The organism is Planobispora longispora (assembly GCF_016863135.1).
Taxonomy (GTDB): domain Bacteria; phylum Actinomycetota; class Actinomycetes; order Streptosporangiales; family Streptosporangiaceae; genus Planobispora; species Planobispora longispora.
On record NZ_BOOH01000012.1, the window covers coordinates 186,686 to 205,287 of the forward strand.

The window sequence follows — 18,602 nt, forward strand, 5'->3', positions numbered from 1 at the left end:
ATAATCCGTAACTTATGCACCGTTGGCCGAACTCTTCCGGTTGTGCTCCAATAACCTCTACCCCATGGATGCATCGGCGTCCCATGCTTATCAATTGATGTGACGCGATCCCCCTCTAAGGAGTGGGTCCGAGGAGAGGCAGCGGAAGCCCAGTGAGGACAGCGTCAATCCCCAGCAAACTCGGCCCTGAGCCAGCCGACGCCCCAACCGCCGCCGTCCAGGGCCGAGACCTCGGGCGGCGGGACGTGCGGAAGGGCGGAGGAGTCGCCCTCCGAAACTGGCGGGTCCGGTCGCGGCTGATCGTTCTCATCGCCATCCCCACCGTCGCGATGATCGTCCTGGGCGGCCTTCGAGTGATCACCTCGATGAGCAGCGCGGCCGAGTACGAGCGCGTGCGCACCAGCGCCGAGCTCGCCGCCGAACTCAGCGAGCTGGCGCACGAGCTGGAGGAGGAACGCGACCTCTCGGCGCGCTTCGTGGCGCAGGGACGCCCGGCCGGCGGGGAAGGCGAGCTCAAGGAGCAGTACGAAGCCGTCGACAGGATCGCCGTGGACGTCGTCGACCGCATCGATCTCCTCCTCGGCGGCGACACGGACGACGCCAGGGGGCAGGGCGACATCGAACTCGCCCACGTGCGCAACCGCGTCGACGAGCTCGGGAGCATGCGCAAGACGGCGGTGGATACCCAGATCCCCGCCCAGCCCACGATCGCCATGTACTCCCGGACGATCACCGACCTGCTGGCCCTGCACGACGACATCGTCCAGGGCGTCACCGACCAGACCCTCGCCGGCGGCGTGCACGCGTTCGCCACGCTGGCCAGGGCCAAGGCGCAGGCCTCCGAGGAGCGGGCCATCCTCGCCGTCGCGCTCGCCGAGCGGAGGTTCGGCTCCGAGAGCCTGGACGCCTTCATCTCCGCCCGGGCGAGGCGCGACAGTGAACTCGCGACCTTCCGGGCCGAGGCGACGGTCGCCCAGAAGCAGCTGTTCGACGACACCGTGAGCAGCCATAAGAAGGACCGCGCGGAATCCATGCGGCAGCGCGCGCTGGTCCTGGCCGGTACGGGAGCCCCGCTCGTCCGGGTCGACACGTCGTCCAGGGCCGGGGCCGGAGACCAGGCCGTCTGGTTCGACGTGGCCTCCGACGTCGTCACGCGCATGCGCGAGGTCGAGAAGAAGATCGCCGAAGCGGTCATCGCGCAGAGCCGTACCCTCCAGGAGGCCGAGCAGCGCGGCGCCCTGATCGCGGGAAGCCTGACGGTCTTCCTCCTCCTGCTGGTCCTGGCCGTCACCGCGATCATGGCCCGCTCGCTGGTCAAGCCGCTGCGCAGGCTGCGGACCGAGGCGCTGTCCATCGCCGGGCGGCGCCTCCCCGACACCGTGCAGAAACTCCGGGAGACCGGCGACATGTCCGCGGCCGAGGTCGTGCCGATCGGAGTGGTCTCGCACGACGAGATCGGCGAGGTGGCCCGGGCCTTCGACGAGGTCCACCGCGAGGCCGTACGGCTGGCGGGCGAGGAGTCGTCGCTGCGGAGCAACGTCAACGCGATGTTCGTCAACCTCTCCCGCCGCAGCCAGACCCTGGTCGAACGCCAGCTGGCGCTCATCGAGAGCCTGGAGCAGGGCGAGCAGGACGAGGGCCGGCTCGGCAGCCTGTTCCGCCTGGACCACCTGGCCACCCGCATGCGCCGCAACAGCGAGAACCTCCTGGTCCTCGCCGGTCAGGAGCCCGCGCGCCGGTGGAGCCAGCCCATCCCCCTGATCGACGTGGTCCGCGCCTCGCTGTCGGAGGTGGAGAGCTACGAGCGGGTGGAACTGCGGATCTCCGGCGGCGTCGCCGTGGCGGGCACCTGCGTCAACGACGTGGTGCACCTGATCGCCGAGCTGGTGGAGAACGCCATCTCCTTCTCTCCCCGCGAGACGAAGGTCATCGTGTCGAGCAACCGCATCGACGGCGGCGGCGTGATGATCTCCGTCACCGACCTCGGGATCGGCATGACGTCCGAGGAGCTCACGCACGCCAACCACCGCCTGGCCCACCCGCCGGTGGTGGACGTCTCGGTCTCCCGCCGGATGGGCCTGTTCGTGGTCGGCCGCCTGGCCCTGCGGCACGGCATCCGCGTGCAGCTCAGGCAGCAGGACACCGGCGGCCTGACCGCCATGGTGCTGCTGCCGGAGGAACTGCTCACGGTCACCGGCGCCGGAGCGGCGCCGGCCATGCCCGCCGCGGTGCAGGGCGGGAGCTGGGGAGGCCCGGCGCCCTCGATGCCCTCGATGCCCCCGGCCCCTCCGAGCAGCGGGGACTGGGCGTCGGCGCCTTCGTTCTCGCAGGGGAGCGTGGACTGGGGGACGGTGGCCCCGCCGCCGGTGCTGGCCAGCCCCGTCGCGCTGGACTCGGGACGGCCCGCGTTCTCCTCGTTCGAGGCGGCGCGGCAGGACTTCAACTCCTTCGACGCGGGGCAGACCGACTCCTTCCGCTCCACGTCCCTGTTCTCCGGCAACAGCGGGAACATCGGTCAGTCCCCGGTCGACACCCCGTGGCCCGCCCAGATGCCGCCCCCGGGCACCGGGCCGACCTGGCCGAACGCCTTCCCGCAGGACTCCGGATCGTGGGGGGAGCCCCCCTCCGATCCGGTGAACCGGCGCAGGTTCGGGCCGGAAGTCGACGCCACCGGGCCCCTGCCCGTGGTGCGGGACTCCCACCCCCTGGAGGAGGAGCGGGAGGAGTTCCTGCCGATCTTCGCGGCGGTGGAGTCCGACTGGTTCAAGAAGGCCGAGCCCCTCACCCCCGCCCCGGCGATCCGGGACGAGGACGTGCAGGAGACCGCCACGGTCCAGGCCCCGGCGGCGCCGAGGAACGCCTGGTCCTCGCCCGCGGACGCCGGCTGGCAGGCGGCCCGGGCGGTCCAGGATCCCTCGATGGGCGGGGTCACCGGCGCCGGACTGCCCAAGCGGGTGCCCAAGGCGAACCTGGTGCCCGGCTCGGCCGCGCCCGGCGCGGCCCCGAGCGCCCCGGTCGCCCCGCGGCCGTCCGTCTCGCCGGATGCGGTGCGCAACCGCCTGGCGAGCTTCCAGCGGGGGGTCCGGCAGGGGCGGGCCGTCGCCAGAGGCGAATCCGACGAAGGACAGGCGTATCCCGCCCCTCGCGGGAGCGTTGAAGGAAATGAGGAGAACCGGTGAGAGGACCCATCACCATGGCCGAGGAGGATGACAGGTGCGTGAATTGAGCCAGGCCGCTCGCGGAGTCAACTGGTTGATCACTGACTTCGTGAACAACGTTCCCGGTGTCGCGCACACGGTCGTCGTGTCGGCGGACGGTCTGCCGCTGGCGTTCTCGGACGGGTTCCCCCGGGACAGGGCGGATCAGCTGGCCGCGGTCGCGTCCGGCCTGCTCAGCCTGACCCAGGGCGCTTCCCGGGTCTTCGAGGGCGGCGGGGTGACCCAGACCGTGGTGGAGATGCAGCGCGGGCTGCTCCTCATCATGTCGATCAGCGACGGCTCCTGCCTCGCCGTACTGGCCGCTCCGGACTGCGACATGGGTCTGGTGGCCTATCAGATGACCCTGCTCGTCGAGCGGGCCGGCCAGGTGCTGACACCGGCCGTCCGCGCCGAGCTCCAGGCCTCCCACCCCCGGTGAGGCTCCGCGAAGGCGCCGGTCGCGGCCGGCCGGGCCGAGGCGCTCCGGCGCCGCGTCAGAAACTGTCCCTAGGAGGGTGCCGTGGCAGACCATGGCTGGGCCGGTGGGGGGGACCCGATGGGCGGGCCGCCCTACCGGTCGATGGACGACGCCCACCGGCAGGGCGGTCCTTCACACCACGTGCAACCGGCGCCGGCGGAGCAGAGCTCCCTGGTCCGGCCGTACGCCGTGACCGGGGGGCGGACCGCCCCCCGGACCCAGCTCGCCATGGAGGCCCTGGTCTCCTCGGCGACGTCGATCCATCACGATCTATCCACCCGCACTCCGGAGTATCAGGCGATCAGCGCCCTGTGCCGGCACGTGCGTTCGGTCGCTGAGATCTCGGCGATGCTCCGCATCCCCCTCGGCGTGACCAGGATCCTGGTCGCCGACATGGCGGCCGAGGGCCTGGTCCAGCTGCACCAACCGCAGCTGAACGCGGGGAAGCCGGATCTCAACCTGCTGGAAAGGGTGCTCAGTGGACTTCGCAGGCTCTAGCCGCGGTGGCGGCCTCACCTCGACCAAGATCGTCGTCGCGGGTGGCTTCGGCGTGGGCAAGACCACGTTCGTGGGCGCCGTGTCCGAGATCCTCCCGCTGACCACGGAGGCGGTGATGACCGACGCGAGCGCCGGCATCGACGACCTCGGTCTCACGCCGAACAAGACGACCACCACGGTCGCCATGGACTTCGGCCGGGTCTCCCTCGACCGCGACCTGATCCTGTACCTGTTCGGCACGCCGGGTCAGCACCGCTTCTGGTTCATGTGGGACGACCTGGTGCGCGGCGCCATCGGCGCGGTCGTTCTGGTCGACACCCGGCGCCTGGCCGACAGCTTCCCGGCGATCGACTACTTCGAGGAGGCCAACCTCCCGTTCGTCGTCGCGCTCAACGGCTGGGACGGCACCTACCTGCACGGCGAGGAGGAGGTGCGGGAGGCGCTCACGCTCGCCCCCAACATTCCGATCTCGCGGACCGACGCGCGTTCGCGCGACGCGGTGAAGGCCACGCTCATCACCCTGGTCGAGCACGCGCTGACCATGCGGATGGCCGTGCCCGGCTGGGGCCGCTGACCTCCGGGAAGGACCGCCCGGCCGCCGGCGGCGGCTGTCTCTCCGGCTCGCGGCGCCCCGCCGGGCGGCACCCGCCGGGGCGCCGGACCCACCTCTCAGCGGATAGGCTGGGAGGTCGAGTCGCAGACCTGTAGCGCAGAGGCTGGCCAATCACGTGTTCGAGACGCTTTCCGACCGGCTTACATCGGTCTTCTCCTCCCTTCGGTCCAAGGGTCGGCTCTCCGACGCCGACATCGACGCGACCTGCCGCGAGATCCGCATCGCGCTGCTCGAGGCCGACGTCGCGCTGCCCGTCGTCAAGACGTTCGTCGCCCACGTCAAGGAGCGCGCCCGCGGCGCGGAGGTCTCCCAGGCGCTGAACCCGGCCCAGCAGGTCGTCAAGATCGTCAATGACGAGCTGATCGGGATCCTGGGCGGCGAGACCAGGCGGCTCCGCCTGGCCAAGACCCCGCCGACCGTCATCATGCTCGCGGGTCTCCAGGGCGCCGGAAAGACCACGCTGGCGGGCAAGCTCGCCCGCTGGCTGCGGGAGCAGAACCACACCCCGCTGCTGGTGGCCGCCGACCTGCAGCGGCCCAACGCGGTCCAGCAGCTGTCCGTCGTGGCCGAGCGGGCCGGGGTGGCGGTCTACGCGCCCGAGCCCGGCAACGGCGTCGGCGACCCGGTCGCGGTGGCCCGGCAGTCGCTCGACCAGGCCCGGCGGCAGCAGCACGACATCGTCATCATCGACACCGCCGGCCGCCTGGGCATCGACCAGGAGATGATGAAGCAGGCCGCGGACATCCGCGACGCGGTCTCGCCCGACGAGGTCCTGTTCGTCGTCGACGCCATGATCGGCCAGGACGCCGTCTCCACGGCCCAGGCGTTCATGGAGGGTGTCGGCTTCGACGGCGTCGTGCTGACCAAGCTGGACGGCGACGCCCGCGGCGGCGCGGCCCTGTCGATCCGGGAGATCACCGGCAGGCCGATCATGTTCGCGTCCACCGGTGAGAAGCTCGAGGACTTCGACGCCTTCCACCCGGACCGGATGGCCTCCCGCATCCTCGACATGGGTGACATCCTCACCCTGATCGAGCAGGCCCAGAAGACCTTCGACGAGCAGCAGGCCGCCAAGATGGCGGGCAAGCTCACCTCGGGCGAGGACTTCACGCTGGATGACTTCCTCGAGCAGATGATGATGGTCCGCAAGATGGGCCCCATCAAGAACCTGCTCGGCATGATGCCCGGCATGGGGCAGATGCGTGACCAGATCAACCAGATCGACGAGCGCGACCTCGACCGCCTCGCGGCCATCATCCGCTCGATGACGCCGGCCGAGCGCGAGGACCCGAAGATCATCAAGGGGTCGCGCCGCGAGCGCATCGCCAAGGGCTCCGGCGTCACGGTGGCCGAGGTGAACAACCTGGTCGTCCGCTTCTTCGAGACGCAGAAGGTGATGAAGCGGATGGCGGGCGGGCTGGGCATCCCCGGCATGCCCGGCGGCCGGAAGGGCAAGGCCGCGCAGAAGAAGGCCGCCAAGGGACGGCGCGTCAGCGGCGACCCGCGCAAGGCCGCGCTCGGCAAGGGCGCCGGCGCCGGGAACAAGACCCCCGACCTCGGCGGCGCGCTCGGGAACCTGGGCGCCGGCCAGCTCCCGCCCGGCATCGAACTGCCGCCGGGCTTCGACCCCTCCAAGTTCAAGTTCCCGGGACAGAAATGAGTGACGACAAGTTCTACCGGCGCAGCCGGTGGATCTGGATGGTCATCATCATCGGGTTCATCGCCGTGGCCGCTCTGGAGCTGCTGGGGGTCCGGCCCAAGTAGCCGGACCCGCCGGGCGGCCGTCTCCCCGCGGCCGCCCCTCCCGGAAGCCGTCCTCTGACGGCGGCTTCCTCCGGCTCATGCTCCGGGGCTTCCTCCGGGATCCGCTCCCGGCCGTCTCCGGCTTGCCGGGACGGACGGGAGACGGCGGACGATTGCCGAGATTTTCCCCGCGACACCGGAGAAGATGGCGATTGGCCGACCGGGCACTCCGCCGCATCTGGCACAATGGCATGTTGGAACATCCCGACCAGGCGGGCGCCCTCTAACCCCCGCCGGTCGTGCCTGTCCCTCGAACGGTCCGCTCTTCGTGCCCCACTCGATGAGACGCCGCTCACCCACGCTCTAATGCAGGAGAGACCACACCCGTGGCAGTCAAGATCAAGCTCAAGCGGCTCGGCATGATCCGCAACCCGCAGTACCGTGTCGTCATCGCCGACAGCCGCACCAAGCGTGACGGCCGGGCGATCGAGGAGATCGGCCTGTACCACCCCAAGGAGAACCCCTCGCGCATCGAGATCGACGCCGAGCGGGCGGCCTACTGGCTGGGTGTCGGCGCGCAGCCGACCGAGCCGGTGCTGAAGCTCCTCAAGATCACCGGTGACTGGCAGAAGTTCAAGGGCGAGGCCGCCCCGGCTCCGAAGCTCGTCGCCGAGCCCAAGCCGGACCGGCACGCCCTCTACGAGGCCGCGGCCAAGGAGACGCTGTCTCTCGAGACCGCCACCACGCCGAAGAAGTCGGCCAAGAAGGCTCCGAAGGCCGACGAGGCCGCCGAGACCCCGGCCGAGCCGGCCGCCGCCGAGGAGAAGCCGGAAGGCGAGGCCTGAGGTGCTTGAGGAGGCCCTCGAGCACCTGGTGAAGGGCATCGTCGAGCATCCCGACGAGATCCAGGTCCGGGCTCGCCGCATCCGCAGCGGGCGCGTGCTTGAGGTCCGGGTCCACCCTGAGGACCTGGGCAAGGTCATCGGCCGTGGCGGCCGTACGGCCAAGGCGCTCCGCACCGTCGTGAACGCCCTTGGCGACGGCAAGTACGTCCGAGTCGACCTGCTCGACCTGGACGAGGTCCGCTGACGTCGCGGCCGACACGAGATCCACCGAGCGGACGGGTCATCCACGTCGTGGGTGACCCGTCTGTTTTCTTTCCGCAGTTCCTTTCGCACATGACTTCGCATACGACATCAGGGAGACGGGCGTGCAGCTTGTCGTTGGCCGGATCGGCCGCCCGCACGGGCTCCGCGGCGAGGTGACCGTGGAAGTGCGCACCGACGACCCCGAGCGGCGTTTCGCCGCCGGGGAGACCATCGCCACCGACCCCGCCTCCGCCGGCCCGCTCGTCGTCGCCTCCCGGCGCTGGCACTCGGGGACCCTCCTGGTCCGCTTCGAGGGCGTGGCCGACCGCGACGGCGCCGAGGGGCTCCGCGGCACCACCCTCGTCATCGACTCGGCGGACCTCCCCCCCTCCGACGACCCCGACGAGTTCCACGACCACCAGCTCATCGGCCTGACCGTGATCACCCCTGACGGGGAGCGGGCCGGGGAGGTGGCCGACGTGCTCCACCACGGGCAGGACCTGCTGGTGATCCGGCGCGGCGGCGCGGAGGTCTACGTGCCGTTCGTCAAGGCGCTGGTCCCGGAGATCGACCTGGAGAAGGGGACGCTCCTGGTGGACGGCCCGGCCGGCCTGCTGGACCCGGATCAGGCCGTCTGACATGCGCGTCGACGTCATCTCCATCTTCCCCGAGTACTTCGCCCCGCTCGAGGTCTCGCTCATCGGGAAGGCCCGCGAGCGCGGCATCCTCGAGGTCCACCTGCACCAGCTCCGCGACTGGACGCACGACGTGCACCGCACCGTGGACGACACCCCCTACGGCGGCGGCCCCGGCATGGTCATGAAGCCCGGGCCGTGGGGCGAGGCCGTCGACGGGGTCCTCGCCGCCGATCCGGCCTCCGCGCCCCGCGTCATCGTGCCGACGCCGAGCGGCACGCCCTTCACCCAGAAGCTCGCCATGGAGTACGCCGCGGAGCCCTGGCTGCTGTTCACCCCGGCCCGCTACGAGGGCATCGACTCCCGCGTCATGGCCGAGTACGGCGCCCGCCTGCGGGTGGACGAGGTCAGCATCGGCGACTACGTGCTCGCCGGGGGCGAGGTCGCGGTGCTGGTGATGGTCGAGGCCATCGGGCGGCTCCTGCCGGGGGTGCTGGGCAACGCCTGCTCGGCGGTCGACGACTCCTTCGCCCCGGGCAGCATGGAGAACCTCCTGGAAGGTCCGGTCTACACCAAACCGCCGGAGTGGCGGGGACACGAGGTGCCGGAGGTCCTGCTCTCCGGCCACCACGGGAGGATCGCCCGGTGGCGGCGGGACGAGGCGCTGCGCCGTACCGCGAAGAACCGGCCCGAGCTGCTCACGGCGCTCGACCCCGCACGCCTGGACAAGCACGACCGGCGGCTCCTGGAGGAGCTCGGATTTCCGGTGAGCGGCGAAAATATGGCACACTGAACCGTTGCCGCCGCCTGCCTGCAGGTCGGCGCGCGCCGCCGGGCCGACGGGCCCGGCTCCGGAAGACACATACCAGTCCAGCATGTGCGTCCACCGCGATGCCGCTTCCGTGCGGCCGGGTGGACCTCCGCGTGCTCGCGTAAATGAGGTACCACTGTCATGCACACGCTGATCACCGAGCTCGAGAAGGCCTCGCTCCGCAGCGACGTCCCGGACTTCCGTCCCGGTGACACGCTCGAGGTGCACGTCCGGGTCATCGAGGGCAACCGCTCCCGTGTCCAGGTCTTCAAGGGCTTCGTCCTGCGCCGTCAGGGCGGTGGCGCCCGTGAGACCTTCACCGTCCGCAAGATCAGCTACGGCGTCGGCGTCGAGCGCACCTTCCCGGTCCACAGCCCGGTCATCGAGAAGATCGCCGTCGTGACCCGCGGTGACGTCCGCCGCGCCAAGCTGTACTACATGCGCGACCTGCGCGGCAAGGCCGCTCGCATCCGCGAGCGCCGCGACGCCCGCTAGCAGCGTGCGGCTCCGGCCCGTCTCCCTCCGGGGGACGGGCCATCCCCGTTTGGGGCCGCGGCGCGCCCGGCCGGCGTCCCCGGGGACGTGAGGCGAGACCCTCGCACAGGCGGCTCCTCCGGCCGGAGATCCGGCCTCTCCCCGCAGGATCTTGTGGAATCCGGAGCAGTCCTTAACCACCGGCTCGACCACTGAGCTCCGGTCATCATCTAGGCTCGTCAGAGATGACTAGCGAAGACCGGGCGTGCGACGCAGCCTCGCATCGACCTGTCGAGGACGAGGTGGATGTGGTCGCGGAAGACACCAAGAAGGCCGCCAAGAGCGACAAGGACAAGAAAAAGGGTTCCTTCTGGCGGGAGCTGCCCGTTCTGGTCGTTGTCGCGCTGGTTCTCGCGTTCCTGATCAAGACCTTCATCGTCCAGGCGTTCTACATCCCGTCGGAGTCGATGGAGAACACCCTCCTGAAAAACGACCGGGTCCTGGTCAACAAGCTCGTCTACCACGTCCGCGACATCGAGCGCGGCGACGTGGTGGTCTTCTCGGGCGTGGATTCGTGGGACGGCGAGGTGGAGTTCGAGGAGCCGTCCAACCCGATCGCGTCCTTCTTCCACTCGGTGGGCACGGCCTTCGGCGTGGTGCCCGGGGAGAAGGACTACATCAAGCGCGTCATCGGGATCCCCGGCGACACCGTGAAGTGCTGCGACTCCAAGGGCCGGGTCACCGTCAACGGGGTGCCCATCGACGAGGGAAGCTACCTCTACCCGGGTGACGACCCCTCCAAGGAGCCGTTCACGATCAAGGTTCCCGACGGCCGGCTCTGGGTCATGGGCGACCACCGCGCGGTCTCCCTCGACTCCCGTGAGCACCAGGGCGACCCCGGCGGCGGCACGATCCCGATCGACCAGGTGATCGGCCGGGCCTTCGTCATCGTCTGGCCCTTCTCCAGGGCCACCACTCTCCCCATTCCCGACACGTTCAGCCAGCCGGCGCTGCAGACCGCCGCCGCCCTGGGAGGGGCCGTCCCCTTCATCGGGGGCGTCGCGGGCGCCGTCCCGCTGGTGCTGTGGCGTCGTCGCAGGCTCGCAAGGCGGTAGCCGTACCTCATGAGTGTCGAACCCGAGAGCAAGCAGGAAAAGCCCACCCGCAAAAAGGGCGGCGGCCTGCGTGAGACCCTGTTCCTGCTGGTCTCCGGCGTCGTCGTGGCGCTGCTGCTGCAGGCATTCGTCTTCCAGTCGTTCTACATCCCGTCGGAGTCGATGGAGAACACCCTCCTGAAGAACGACCGGGTGGTGGTCAACAAGCTGAACGGCGATGCGGAGCGCGGCGACATCGTGGTCTTCAAGGGCTGGGACGGCGAGGACACCATCAAGCGGGTCATCGCGGTCGGCGGCGACACGGTGAAGTGCTGCGACTCCAAGGGCCGGATCACCGTCAACGGGGTCCCCCTCGAGGAGAAGGCCTACATCCACCCCGACGACTTCCCCTCGGGAGACGAGTTCGAGAAGGTCGTCCCGGAAGGCCGGCTGTGGGTCATGGGCGACCACCGCTCCGCCTCCTTCGACTCCCGCAGGCACGAGGAGAACGAGCAGAACGGCGCGATCTCCGAGGACGACGTGATCGGCCGGGCCGTCGCGATCTACTGGCCGTTCTCGCGGGCGACGGTCCTGTCGACGCCGGACACGTTCACGCAGTCGTTCGGCAAGGAAAAGTAGGGAATCCGGGCCCGAGGAGCGCACGGCCGGCCCCGGCCCCGGATCCCCGACGGTGGCGCGGTCCGGACGAGGCGGGTCGATGGGCAACAATGATGTGGGGGCCGGCTCCGTCTGATCGGGCGGGCCGGAAGGTGTGTGACAGGAGGACCGGGATGAGCGCAGAAGATCTCGAGAAGTACGAAACTGAGATGGAGCTGCAGCTTTACCGTGAATACCGCGATGTCGTCGGCCTGTTCACCTACGTCGTGGAGACCGAGCGGCGTTTCTACCTGACCAACTCCGTCGACCTGGACGTCCGTACGGCGGAGAACGGGGACGTGTTCTTCGACGTGAAGATGCAGGACGCCTGGGTGTGGGACATGTACCGCCCGGCGCGCTTCGTCAAGAACGTCCGCGTGGTCACCTTCAAGGACGTCAACGTGGAAGAACTGGCCAAGCCCGATCTGGAGATGCCCAAGGAGGGATTCTCCGGCTGAGCGCGCCCCTCCACGCCGCGCATCCCCTCCACCTCCGAACGGCGGGCAGGCCCCGCGTCTCCTTTGACCCCGTGCCGTTCCGGTCGGCGGGCAGATTCCCGCGTCCTCTTCCGACCTCGTAGGGTTCCGGTCGGCGGGCAGGCTCTCGCGTCTCTCTTGCCCCCCGTGCCGTTCCGGCCGGCGGATAGGCCCCCGCGGTCTCCTTTGACCCCCTGCGGTTCAGCAGGACGGCGCAGGTCCTTCCCCGCCGGCGGGTTCTCCGGCTGTCCGGCGCCGTACGTCTCCGGGACACGGCCAGGCCCGGAGACGCCGGGCCGCTGCGCTCTCCGCCGCTTCCACCACGGCCGGCCACGGCGGATTTCCACAGACGTCACCGGCTCCCGGACCGGTGTCCACAGAATCGGGTTCGCTCCTTCGGCGGGACGCCGAGCTGGGCGAGGGTCTGGAACCGGAGGTGGTTCCATGGCCGTGAAGGACACGCTCGGCAGGCACGGTGAACAGGTCGCCGTCGACTACCTGCTGACGCAGGGCATGCAGATCCTCGACCGCAACTGGCGTTGTTCCGACGGGGAGATCGACGTGGTCGCCCGTGAGGGCCGTGCGCTCGTCGTGGTGGAGGTGAAAACCCGTTCCGGCCGGACGCACGGAACCGCCTTCGAGGCGGTGACGGAGGCGAAACTCGCCCGGCTGCGCAGGCTCGCCGTCCAGTGGCTGCGAACGCGACGCGAGCGGTTCGACTCGATCCGGATCGACGTGGTGGCGCTGGAGCGCTTCGCCGGAGACTTCGCCATCCGTCACGAGCGGGGGGTGTGCTAGATGCCCGCCGGACTCTCCTGGATCACCCGTGCCACCGGCGGGTGGGTCGCCCGCGCCGACGAGGAACAGGTCACCGGTCGTGCCGGGAGGCGGGTCGTCTCCACCGCCGCGGGCCGGACGGTCTCCACCGCCGGGAGCGGGATGATCTTCACTGCCGGGGGCCGGACGGTCCCCACCGCCGGGGAGGTGGGCTGACGTGCCCGTCGCACGCACGCGTTGCGTCTGCCTGATCGGGGTGACCGGTCACGTCATCGACGTCGAGGCCGACGTCGGCCACGGCATGGCGGGAACGCACTTCATCGGCATGCTCGACACCGCGCTGAGCGAGGCGCGAGACCGGGTCCGCTCCGCCGTGGTCAACAGTCACCACGCCTGGCCCGACGCCCGGATCACCGTGAGCCTGTTCCCCGCCAGCCTGCCGAAACGAGGGAGCGCCTTCGACCTCGCCATCGCGGTGGCACTGCTCGCCGCCGCGGGGGCCGTGCCCAGGGCGAGGATCGCCGACCCGTTCTTCCTCGGGGAGCTCGGGCTCGACGGCTCGATCAGGCCGGTGAGGGGTGTGCTCCCCGCCGTGCTCTCGGCCGCCGCCGCCGGCGCCCGCACGGTCGTGGTCCCGGCGCGCAACGCGGCGGAGGCGCGCTTGGTGCCGGACCTGACGGTGATCCCCGTGACGACCCTCGGCGAGCTGGTGGGCTGGCTGCGCAGCGACGATCCGGTCAACCTGCCCACACTCGTGGACGAGCTGTTCCACGGCGGGCCCGGCTCCGACGGCGCGGCGGGCCCCGGCGGCGGGTCCGGCCCCTCCGGTGGATCCGCGCCCGCCTGCGGCGCTTCGAGTTTCCCCGGTCGGCCGGATGCGTCAGGGGGGCCGGACGCGGGAGAGACCGGGCAGGTGGTCCCCGACCTGAAGGACGTGGCGGGTCAGCCGTTCGCCCGCCGTGCCGTCGAGGTCTGCGCCGCCGGAGGGCACAACCTCTGGATGCTGGGTCCGCCGGGCACCGGTAAGACGATGCTGGCCGAGCGGCTGCCCACCCTGCTCCCTCCGCTCGACCGCGATCAGGCACTTGAGGTGACCGCGATCCACTCGGTCGCCGGGACGTTGCCGGAGGGGCGTCCGCTGCTGGACCGCGCGCCCTTCGTGGCGCCCCACCACACGGCGACCATCGCGGCCGTCATCGGCGGCGGCAGCGGGACCATCCGGCCGGGAGCGGCTTCCCTGGCTCATCGCGGGGTGTTGTTCATGGACGAGGCGCCCGAGTGTCCGATGAGCGTCCTTGACGCGCTCCGCCAGCCCCTGGAGTCCGGCAAGGTGACGGTGTCCAGGTCGCTGGGCTCGGTCACCTTCCCGGCCAGGTTCATGCTCGTGCTGGCCGCCAACCCGTGCCCGTGCGCGCGGCCGTCCCGTCCCGAGGATCCGTGCCGGTGCACTCCCACGACCCGTCGCCGTTATCTGGCCAGGCTCTCCGGCCCGCTGCTGGACCGGGTCGACGTCAAGGCCACGCTCCTGCGGTCGACCCGGCGGGAGCTGCTCGCCGACCGCCGGTTCATCGAGTCGAGCCAGGTGGTGGCCGAGCGGGTGCTCCTCGCCCGTGAGCGTGCCGCCAAGCGGTTCGCGGGCAGGCCGTGGCGGTGCAACGCGGAGATCCCCACCGGGGCCCTCCACGACGAATACCGCCTGCCGGCGAAGGTCATGATGCCGCTTCTGAGTTGCCTGGACAGCGGGACGCTCAGCGCGCGGGGCCTCGATCGGGTGCTCAGGGTCGCCTGGACGCTGGCAGACCTCAAGGGCGGAGAGCGCCCGGGGGTGGAGGAGACCAACTCCGCGCTCGGCCTCTGGCTGGGGGAGGAGCGGTGAACGACCGGCTCGCGCGTGTCAGCCTGATGCGGCTGGCCGAGCCCGACGACACGGTGATGGGCAGGCTCGTGGCCGCCTACGGCCCGGAGGCCGCCGTCGCGCAGATCCGGGCGGGACGGCTGGACCCGGAGTTCGTCCGCTGGTTCGCGGACGTCCACCGGAACGGTTCCGGCGGAGCGCGAGGACGCGAGGAGCCGATGGAGCGGCTCGACCGGCTGCTCGCCTCCTGGAGCGCACGTCTGGAGGGAACCGATCCCGGCCGGGACCTGGCCGAGGGAGAGCGGACCGGGGCCCGCCTGATCACTCCCGGGTCCCCGGAATGGCCGACCCAACTGGATGATCTGGAAGAACTCCGGCCGCGTGCCCTGTGGTTGTGGGGCGAGGCGAACCTGCGCCTCTCCTGCGTCCGGTCGGTCGCGGTCGTCGGCTCCCGCGCCGCCACGCCGTACGGCGCGCACATCGCGGCGGAGTTCGGCGCCGAGCTGGGCTCCCGGGGATACGGGGTGGTCTCCGGCGGCGCCTACGGCATCGACGGCGCGGCCCACCGCGGGGCCCTCGCGGGCGGCACGCCCACCGTCGCCGTGCTCGCCTGCGGTGTCGATGTGACCTACCCCAGCGCGCACCACGACCTGTTCGCCGCCGTTCGCGAGCAGGGAGTGCTGGTGAGCGAGTGCCCGATGGGCGTCCGGCCGACCCGGCCGCGTTTTCTGATCCGCAACCGGCTCATCGCCGCCCTGTCCCGGGGCACCGTGATCGTCGAGGCCGCCGTGCGGAGCGGGGCCATCAACACGGCCGGCCACGCGGTGGCGCTCAACCGGCATCTGGCGGCCGTGCCGGGACCGGTGACCTCGGACACGTCGGCGGGCTGCCACCGGCTGATCCGCCAGGGCGCCGCGACATGCGTCACCACCCCCGAGGAGATGATCGAGCTCGTCGGCACGATCGGAGACGACCTCGCCCCCGAGCTCCGGGGACCGGTGCTCCCCCGCGACACGCTCTCCGCCGAGCTCCGCCGCGTCCTGGAGGCCGTGCCGGCCCGGACCGGAGCGGGACCCGCGACGATCGCCGTGACCGCGGGGGTCGACCTGGAGACCGTGCTCTCCTGCCTCGGCGGCCTGGCCGCGGCGGGTTACGTCGAGCGTGTCCGCCGAGGCTGGCGCCTGCGCCCCGGCGGTCCGTGACCCCTGAGGCGTTCCGGCGCCGGGTGGGGTGCCTCGTGTCGACGACGGAGTGCCTTGCGCCGGTGTCGTGGGTGCGGTGATGTCGCATGGCGCGGTTCGGAACGGGTGTCCGTGCCGGTGGGCGGGCACAGCGGCGGGTTCGCCCCGTGGTTCCGGTTCAGGACGGGGCGTGGGTCCAGATGGGCAGGAGGCGGACCTGGCCGAGGCCGATGAGGAGAAGCGGATCGAGATAGTCCCGGTCGCGGAGCAGGCCCCAGTGGAGGCAGGAGGCCGGGCAGTGCCCGGAGAGGCGCCCGGGGAGGTTTTCCAGGGAGCCGAGCACTTCACCGGGCGTCACCGGCTGGCCCGGCCGCACCGACGCGCGGACCGGCAGGTAGGTCGTCCTCAGACCACCGGGATGGATCACTGTGACGACCCCGCGCCCGGCGACCGGGCCGGCGTGACCGACCCTGCCCGGGCCCGCCGAGCGGACCTCCGCCCCGGGAGCCGCGGCGAGGTCGACGCCCCGGTGCCCGGCCAGCCAGGGCTGCGGCGGAGGGCTGAAGCGCCGCAGGATCTGGAGGCGGCCGGAGAGAGGCCGGTGCCATCGCGGCGGAGCCGCCGTTCCTGAGAGGCCGGTGTGGGCGGGGCCGATCGGTGGACGGGCGGGGGCCGGCCGGTCCGTGGGGACGGCGGACGTGAGAGACGGGAGGAGGGCCAGGGCCATGATGATTCGCGGGATCACATTCGCAAGGATGAGATCGGCCACGCGTGCGCGATGAACCGATCGGGATTCTGGGGACAGTCGAGCAGGGTTGTGGACGGACGGCGGCCGCCGTACCGGACGAGCTCGTCGTCGGCCCAGGCGGACTGGCGGCCGCGCCGGGCGGGCCCGCGGTCGTACCAGGCGGATCCACCGCCGCACAGGTGCGCCTCACGATCGCACCGGCGCGCCTCACGGCGGCGGAGGGGGAGCCGTCCGCCGCCCGCCGGGTCCGCGCGCTCCCCGGAGGCCGGGCCGAGCGGGGAACTCCAGATCAGCGGGATGGCCAGGACCACTCCCGCCGCGCAGATCCACAACACCGGGCGCAGCCCCAGCAGCTCGCCGAGCAGGCCGCCGGCGAGGCCGCCGAGGGCGAGCACGCCCTGGGTGGTGAAGACCATCGTGGCGTTGACCCGGCCGAGCAGGGGCGCGGGGGCCTCGCGGAGGACGATCGCGCCGAGGCACACGGAGAAGGCGACGACGGCCATGCCGGTGATCAGAGTGCTGGCGGACATGAGCGCGAACTTGGCCCAGGTCGGGCCGGAGGCGAGCGCCGCGGTCACGAAGTCCAGCGGGAAGATCAGCACCGCGTAGATCAGCATCCGATCCTCGCCGACCCGCTTGACCAGGCGCGCGGTGACGGCGGCGCCCAGCAGGCCGCCCACGCCGAAGACGGCGGTGAGCGCGCCGATCAGGCCTGAGGGCAGGGCGAGGACGGTGATCGCGTAGATGACGAACAGGGCCATGTAGGCGCTGCCGAAGAAATTGATCACAATCCCGGTGCCGCAGAGGGCGCGGAGCACCGGATGCCCCGCGACCGCGGCCAGTCCTTCCCGGATCTCGGTCCACATCCCCCGGCGCTCGGCCGGGGTGTGGGTCTCCGGAGCCTTGATGCTCTGGATCAGGAACGCCGAGGCCAGGAACGACACCGCGTTGACCAGCATCGCGAACGGCGCGGTGACGAGCTGGACGAGGGTTCCGGCCAGGCTGGGCCCGCCGACGATGGCCAGGGAGTAGGCCGACTGGAAGCCCGCGAGGGCCTGGGGCCGCTGGCTCTCGTGGACCACCGAGGTCAGGTGCGGGAAGGTGAACGCCCGGAAGACCGCCGCGCAGGAGCCGACGGCGAAGGTCACCGCGATCAGCCACGGCACGGTCAGGAGTCCGGCGATCCAGGCCAGGGGGATCGAGGCCATGGCGGCGGCGGAGATCGCCTCGCAGGCGACCATGACCGGCCGATGGTGCCGCCTGCGGTCGGCGACGGCCCCCGCCTGGAGCCCGATCAGCAGGTAGGGGAGCGAGGCGGCGGCGGCGAGCACGCCCATCTGGGCGGGGGAGGCGCCGAGCAGGGTGGCGGCGGTCAGGGGGACGGCCAGGCGGGAGATCTCGGTGCCGGTCTCGGAGACGGCACGGGCGGACAGCAGCAGCCGGTAGTCGCGTTGCCTGCGGAGGGGGACGGGCTGAAGCATCGGTCACGGACCTTTCTGAAGGATTCGCTTCACATCTATGAAAGTAACCCTTCAGAGTTGTGAAGGCAACACTTCACAACTCCGAGCGGGTACGGTTTGCACATGACCGAGGAGAGGCGGACGCTCAGCGATCCCAGGGCGATGCGGGCGCTCGCCCACCCCGCGCGGCTCGCCATCCTGAACAGGCTCCAGGAAGAAGGGGTGGCGACCGCGACCGACGTCGCGGAGGTCGTCGGGATCACGCCGAGCGCGGCGAGCTACCACCTGCGCATGCTCGCCAAGTACGGCTTCGTCGAGGACGCTCCGCCGCGCGGCGACGGGAGGGAGCGCCTGTGGCGGCGGATCAGCAAAGGCTGGGTCGTCAGTCCCGAGGCCGATGACCAGCCCGAGGTGCGGGAGGCCAAGAACGCGCTGATCAAGATGATCCGCGACGAGTCCGGGGCCGAGGCCGCGCGCGCCCTCGACAACTACGAGCGGGAGCCTCCGGAGTGGCGGGAGGCGAGCCTGTTCGCCCGCTCCGTCCTGCTCATCGACGCGGCCGAGATGAAGGAACTGGTCAAGCGGATCGACGACCTCCTCGCCCCGTACGCGCTCAACCATCGTGACCGGAGCGAGGCCCCGCCGGGGGCCAGGATCGCCGAGGCCCACATCACGCTGTTCCCCCGCGCCGAGCGCCGGCCGCACGGGCTGCCCTCCGGCAGCTGATCCCGCGTCGGCGGGGGCGATCCCGCGACTGCGGCCGGGGACGATCCACGACCCCGCCCGGGACGTTTCCATACCCCCGCCGGGGCGATCC

Annotated in this window: 20 protein-coding genes; 18 read left to right on the plus strand and 2 right to left on the minus strand. The window is 71.2% G+C overall.

Going from position 1 to position 18,602, the window contains the following annotated elements; translation table 11 throughout:
* Positions 1–245 precede the first annotated feature (245 nt).
* From Plo01_RS40875 to dprA, 17 genes are all read left to right on the plus strand, one after another.
* Positions 246–3,179 carry a sensor histidine kinase gene (locus Plo01_RS40875; RefSeq protein ID WP_203889640.1) on the plus strand — a complete coding sequence of 978 codons (2,934 nt, stop codon included), beginning with the start codon at positions 246–248 and terminating at the stop codon, positions 3,177–3,179.
* Between the two features lie 34 nt (positions 3,180–3,213).
* A complete protein-coding gene (locus Plo01_RS06810) occupies positions 3,214–3,636 on the plus strand; it encodes a roadblock/LC7 domain-containing protein (protein ID WP_275415367.1) in 423 nt (140 codons plus the stop codon).
* Between the two features lie 81 nt (positions 3,637–3,717).
* On the plus strand, positions 3,718–4,173 hold the full coding sequence (locus Plo01_RS06815) for a DUF742 domain-containing protein (protein WP_373871671.1): 456 nt from the start codon (positions 3,718–3,720) through the stop codon (positions 4,171–4,173).
* Positions 4,154–4,747 (plus strand): GTP-binding protein, encoded by a 594-nt coding sequence (locus tag Plo01_RS06820; RefSeq protein WP_203889641.1) that lies wholly within the window; start codon positions 4,154–4,156, stop codon positions 4,745–4,747. The genes Plo01_RS06815 and Plo01_RS06820 overlap by 20 nt, the downstream gene beginning before the upstream one ends.
* Positions 4,748–4,901: 154 nt before the next feature.
* Complete coding sequence (gene ffh / locus Plo01_RS06825; protein WP_203889642.1) at positions 4,902–6,446, plus strand: signal recognition particle protein; 1,545 nt, start codon at positions 4,902–4,904, stop codon at positions 6,444–6,446.
* Positions 6,447–6,915: 469 nt separating this feature from the next.
* On the plus strand, positions 6,916–7,374 hold the full coding sequence (gene rpsP, locus Plo01_RS06830) for a 30S ribosomal protein S16 (protein ID WP_203889643.1): 459 nt from the start codon (positions 6,916–6,918) through the stop codon (positions 7,372–7,374).
* Between the two features lies 1 nt (position 7,375).
* Positions 7,376–7,618: an RNA-binding protein gene (locus Plo01_RS06835; protein ID WP_184945466.1), complete on the plus strand. Its 243-nt coding sequence runs from the start codon at positions 7,376–7,378 to the stop codon at positions 7,616–7,618.
* Positions 7,619–7,739: 121 nt separating this feature from the next.
* Positions 7,740–8,255, plus strand: a complete 516-nt coding sequence (rimM, locus tag Plo01_RS06840) for a ribosome maturation factor RimM (RefSeq protein WP_203889644.1) — start codon at positions 7,740–7,742, stop codon at positions 8,253–8,255.
* Between the two features lies 1 nt (position 8,256).
* Positions 8,257–9,045: a tRNA (guanosine(37)-N1)-methyltransferase TrmD gene (trmD, locus tag Plo01_RS06845; RefSeq protein WP_203889645.1), complete on the plus strand. Its 789-nt coding sequence runs from the start codon at positions 8,257–8,259 to the stop codon at positions 9,043–9,045.
* Between the two features lie 159 nt (positions 9,046–9,204).
* The gene (rplS, locus tag Plo01_RS06850) at positions 9,205–9,558 is read left to right on the plus strand and encodes a 50S ribosomal protein L19 (RefSeq protein ID WP_203889646.1); all 354 of its coding nucleotides are present in this window, start codon (positions 9,205–9,207) and stop codon (positions 9,556–9,558) included.
* 224 nt (positions 9,559–9,782) lie between these two features.
* Positions 9,783–10,652 carry a signal peptidase I gene (lepB, locus tag Plo01_RS06855; RefSeq protein WP_203889647.1) on the plus strand — a complete coding sequence of 290 codons (870 nt, stop codon included), beginning with the start codon at positions 9,783–9,785 and terminating at the stop codon, positions 10,650–10,652.
* A gap of 9 nt (positions 10,653–10,661) precedes the next feature.
* Positions 10,662–11,270 carry a signal peptidase I gene (lepB, locus tag Plo01_RS06860; RefSeq protein ID WP_203889648.1) on the plus strand — a complete coding sequence of 203 codons (609 nt, stop codon included), beginning with the start codon at positions 10,662–10,664 and terminating at the stop codon, positions 11,268–11,270.
* Positions 11,271–11,422: 152 nt separating this feature from the next.
* The gene (locus tag Plo01_RS06865) at positions 11,423–11,746 is read left to right on the plus strand and encodes a DUF2469 domain-containing protein (RefSeq protein WP_067184127.1); all 324 of its coding nucleotides are present in this window, start codon (positions 11,423–11,425) and stop codon (positions 11,744–11,746) included.
* A 462-nt stretch (positions 11,747–12,208) separates the two neighbouring features.
* Positions 12,209–12,562: a YraN family protein gene (locus Plo01_RS06870; protein WP_203889649.1), complete on the plus strand. Its 354-nt coding sequence runs from the start codon at positions 12,209–12,211 to the stop codon at positions 12,560–12,562.
* Positions 12,563–12,757 (plus strand): hypothetical protein, encoded by a 195-nt coding sequence (locus Plo01_RS06875; RefSeq protein WP_203889650.1) that lies wholly within the window; start codon positions 12,563–12,565, stop codon positions 12,755–12,757.
* Position 12,758: 1 nt separating this feature from the next.
* Complete coding sequence (locus Plo01_RS06880) at positions 12,759–14,417, plus strand: YifB family Mg chelatase-like AAA ATPase (protein WP_203889651.1); 1,659 nt, start codon at positions 12,759–12,761, stop codon at positions 14,415–14,417.
* On the plus strand, positions 14,414–15,598 hold the full coding sequence (dprA, locus tag Plo01_RS06885) for a DNA-processing protein DprA (RefSeq protein ID WP_239315946.1): 1,185 nt from the start codon (positions 14,414–14,416) through the stop codon (positions 15,596–15,598). The genes Plo01_RS06880 and dprA overlap by 4 nt, the downstream gene beginning before the upstream one ends.
* A 157-nt stretch (positions 15,599–15,755) precedes the next feature.
* On the opposite strand, the gene Plo01_RS06890 is transcribed toward dprA, so the two are convergent.
* Both Plo01_RS06890 and Plo01_RS06895 read right to left on the minus strand, forming a co-directional pair.
* Positions 15,756–16,322: a murein hydrolase activator EnvC family protein gene (locus Plo01_RS06890; protein WP_239315948.1), complete on the minus strand. Its 567-nt coding sequence runs from the start codon at positions 16,320–16,322 to the stop codon at positions 15,756–15,758.
* Positions 16,319–17,806, minus strand: coding sequence for an MFS transporter (locus Plo01_RS06895; protein WP_203889652.1), 1,488 nt, complete (start codon positions 17,804–17,806; stop codon positions 16,319–16,321). The genes Plo01_RS06890 and Plo01_RS06895 overlap by 4 nt, the downstream gene beginning before the upstream one ends.
* Positions 17,807–17,908: 102 nt before the next feature.
* Here Plo01_RS06895 and Plo01_RS06900 point away from each other — a divergent pair, with 102 nt between their 5' ends.
* Positions 17,909–18,511 carry an ArsR/SmtB family transcription factor gene (locus Plo01_RS06900; protein ID WP_203889653.1) on the plus strand — a complete coding sequence of 201 codons (603 nt, stop codon included), beginning with the start codon at positions 17,909–17,911 and terminating at the stop codon, positions 18,509–18,511.
* Positions 18,512–18,602 lie beyond the last annotated feature (91 nt).

What these genes read in the sequence shown, in the direction of transcription:
- trmD (WP_203889645.1), top strand. Translation starts at nt 8,257, where the DNA reads ATGCGCGTCGACGTCATCTCCATCTTCCCCGAGTACTTCGCCCCGCTC.
- rplS (WP_203889646.1), top strand. Translation starts at nt 9,205, where the DNA reads ATGCACACGCTGATCACCGAGCTCGAGAAGGCCTCGCTCCGCAGCGAC.
- lepB (WP_203889647.1), top strand. Translation starts at nt 9,783, where the DNA reads ATGACTAGCGAAGACCGGGCGTGCGACGCAGCCTCGCATCGACCTGTC.
- lepB (WP_203889648.1), top strand. Translation starts at nt 10,662, where the DNA reads ATGAGTGTCGAACCCGAGAGCAAGCAGGAAAAGCCCACCCGCAAAAAG.
- Plo01_RS06865 (WP_067184127.1), top strand. Translation starts at nt 11,423, where the DNA reads ATGAGCGCAGAAGATCTCGAGAAGTACGAAACTGAGATGGAGCTGCAG.
- Plo01_RS06870 (WP_203889649.1), top strand. Translation starts at nt 12,209, where the DNA reads ATGGCCGTGAAGGACACGCTCGGCAGGCACGGTGAACAGGTCGCCGTC.
- Plo01_RS06875 (WP_203889650.1), top strand. Translation starts at nt 12,563, where the DNA reads ATGCCCGCCGGACTCTCCTGGATCACCCGTGCCACCGGCGGGTGGGTC.
- Plo01_RS06895 (WP_203889652.1), bottom strand. Translation starts at nt 17,806, where the DNA reads ATGCTTCAGCCCGTCCCCCTCCGCAGGCAACGCGACTACCGGCTGCTG.
- Plo01_RS06900 (WP_203889653.1), top strand. Translation starts at nt 17,909, where the DNA reads ATGACCGAGGAGAGGCGGACGCTCAGCGATCCCAGGGCGATGCGGGCG.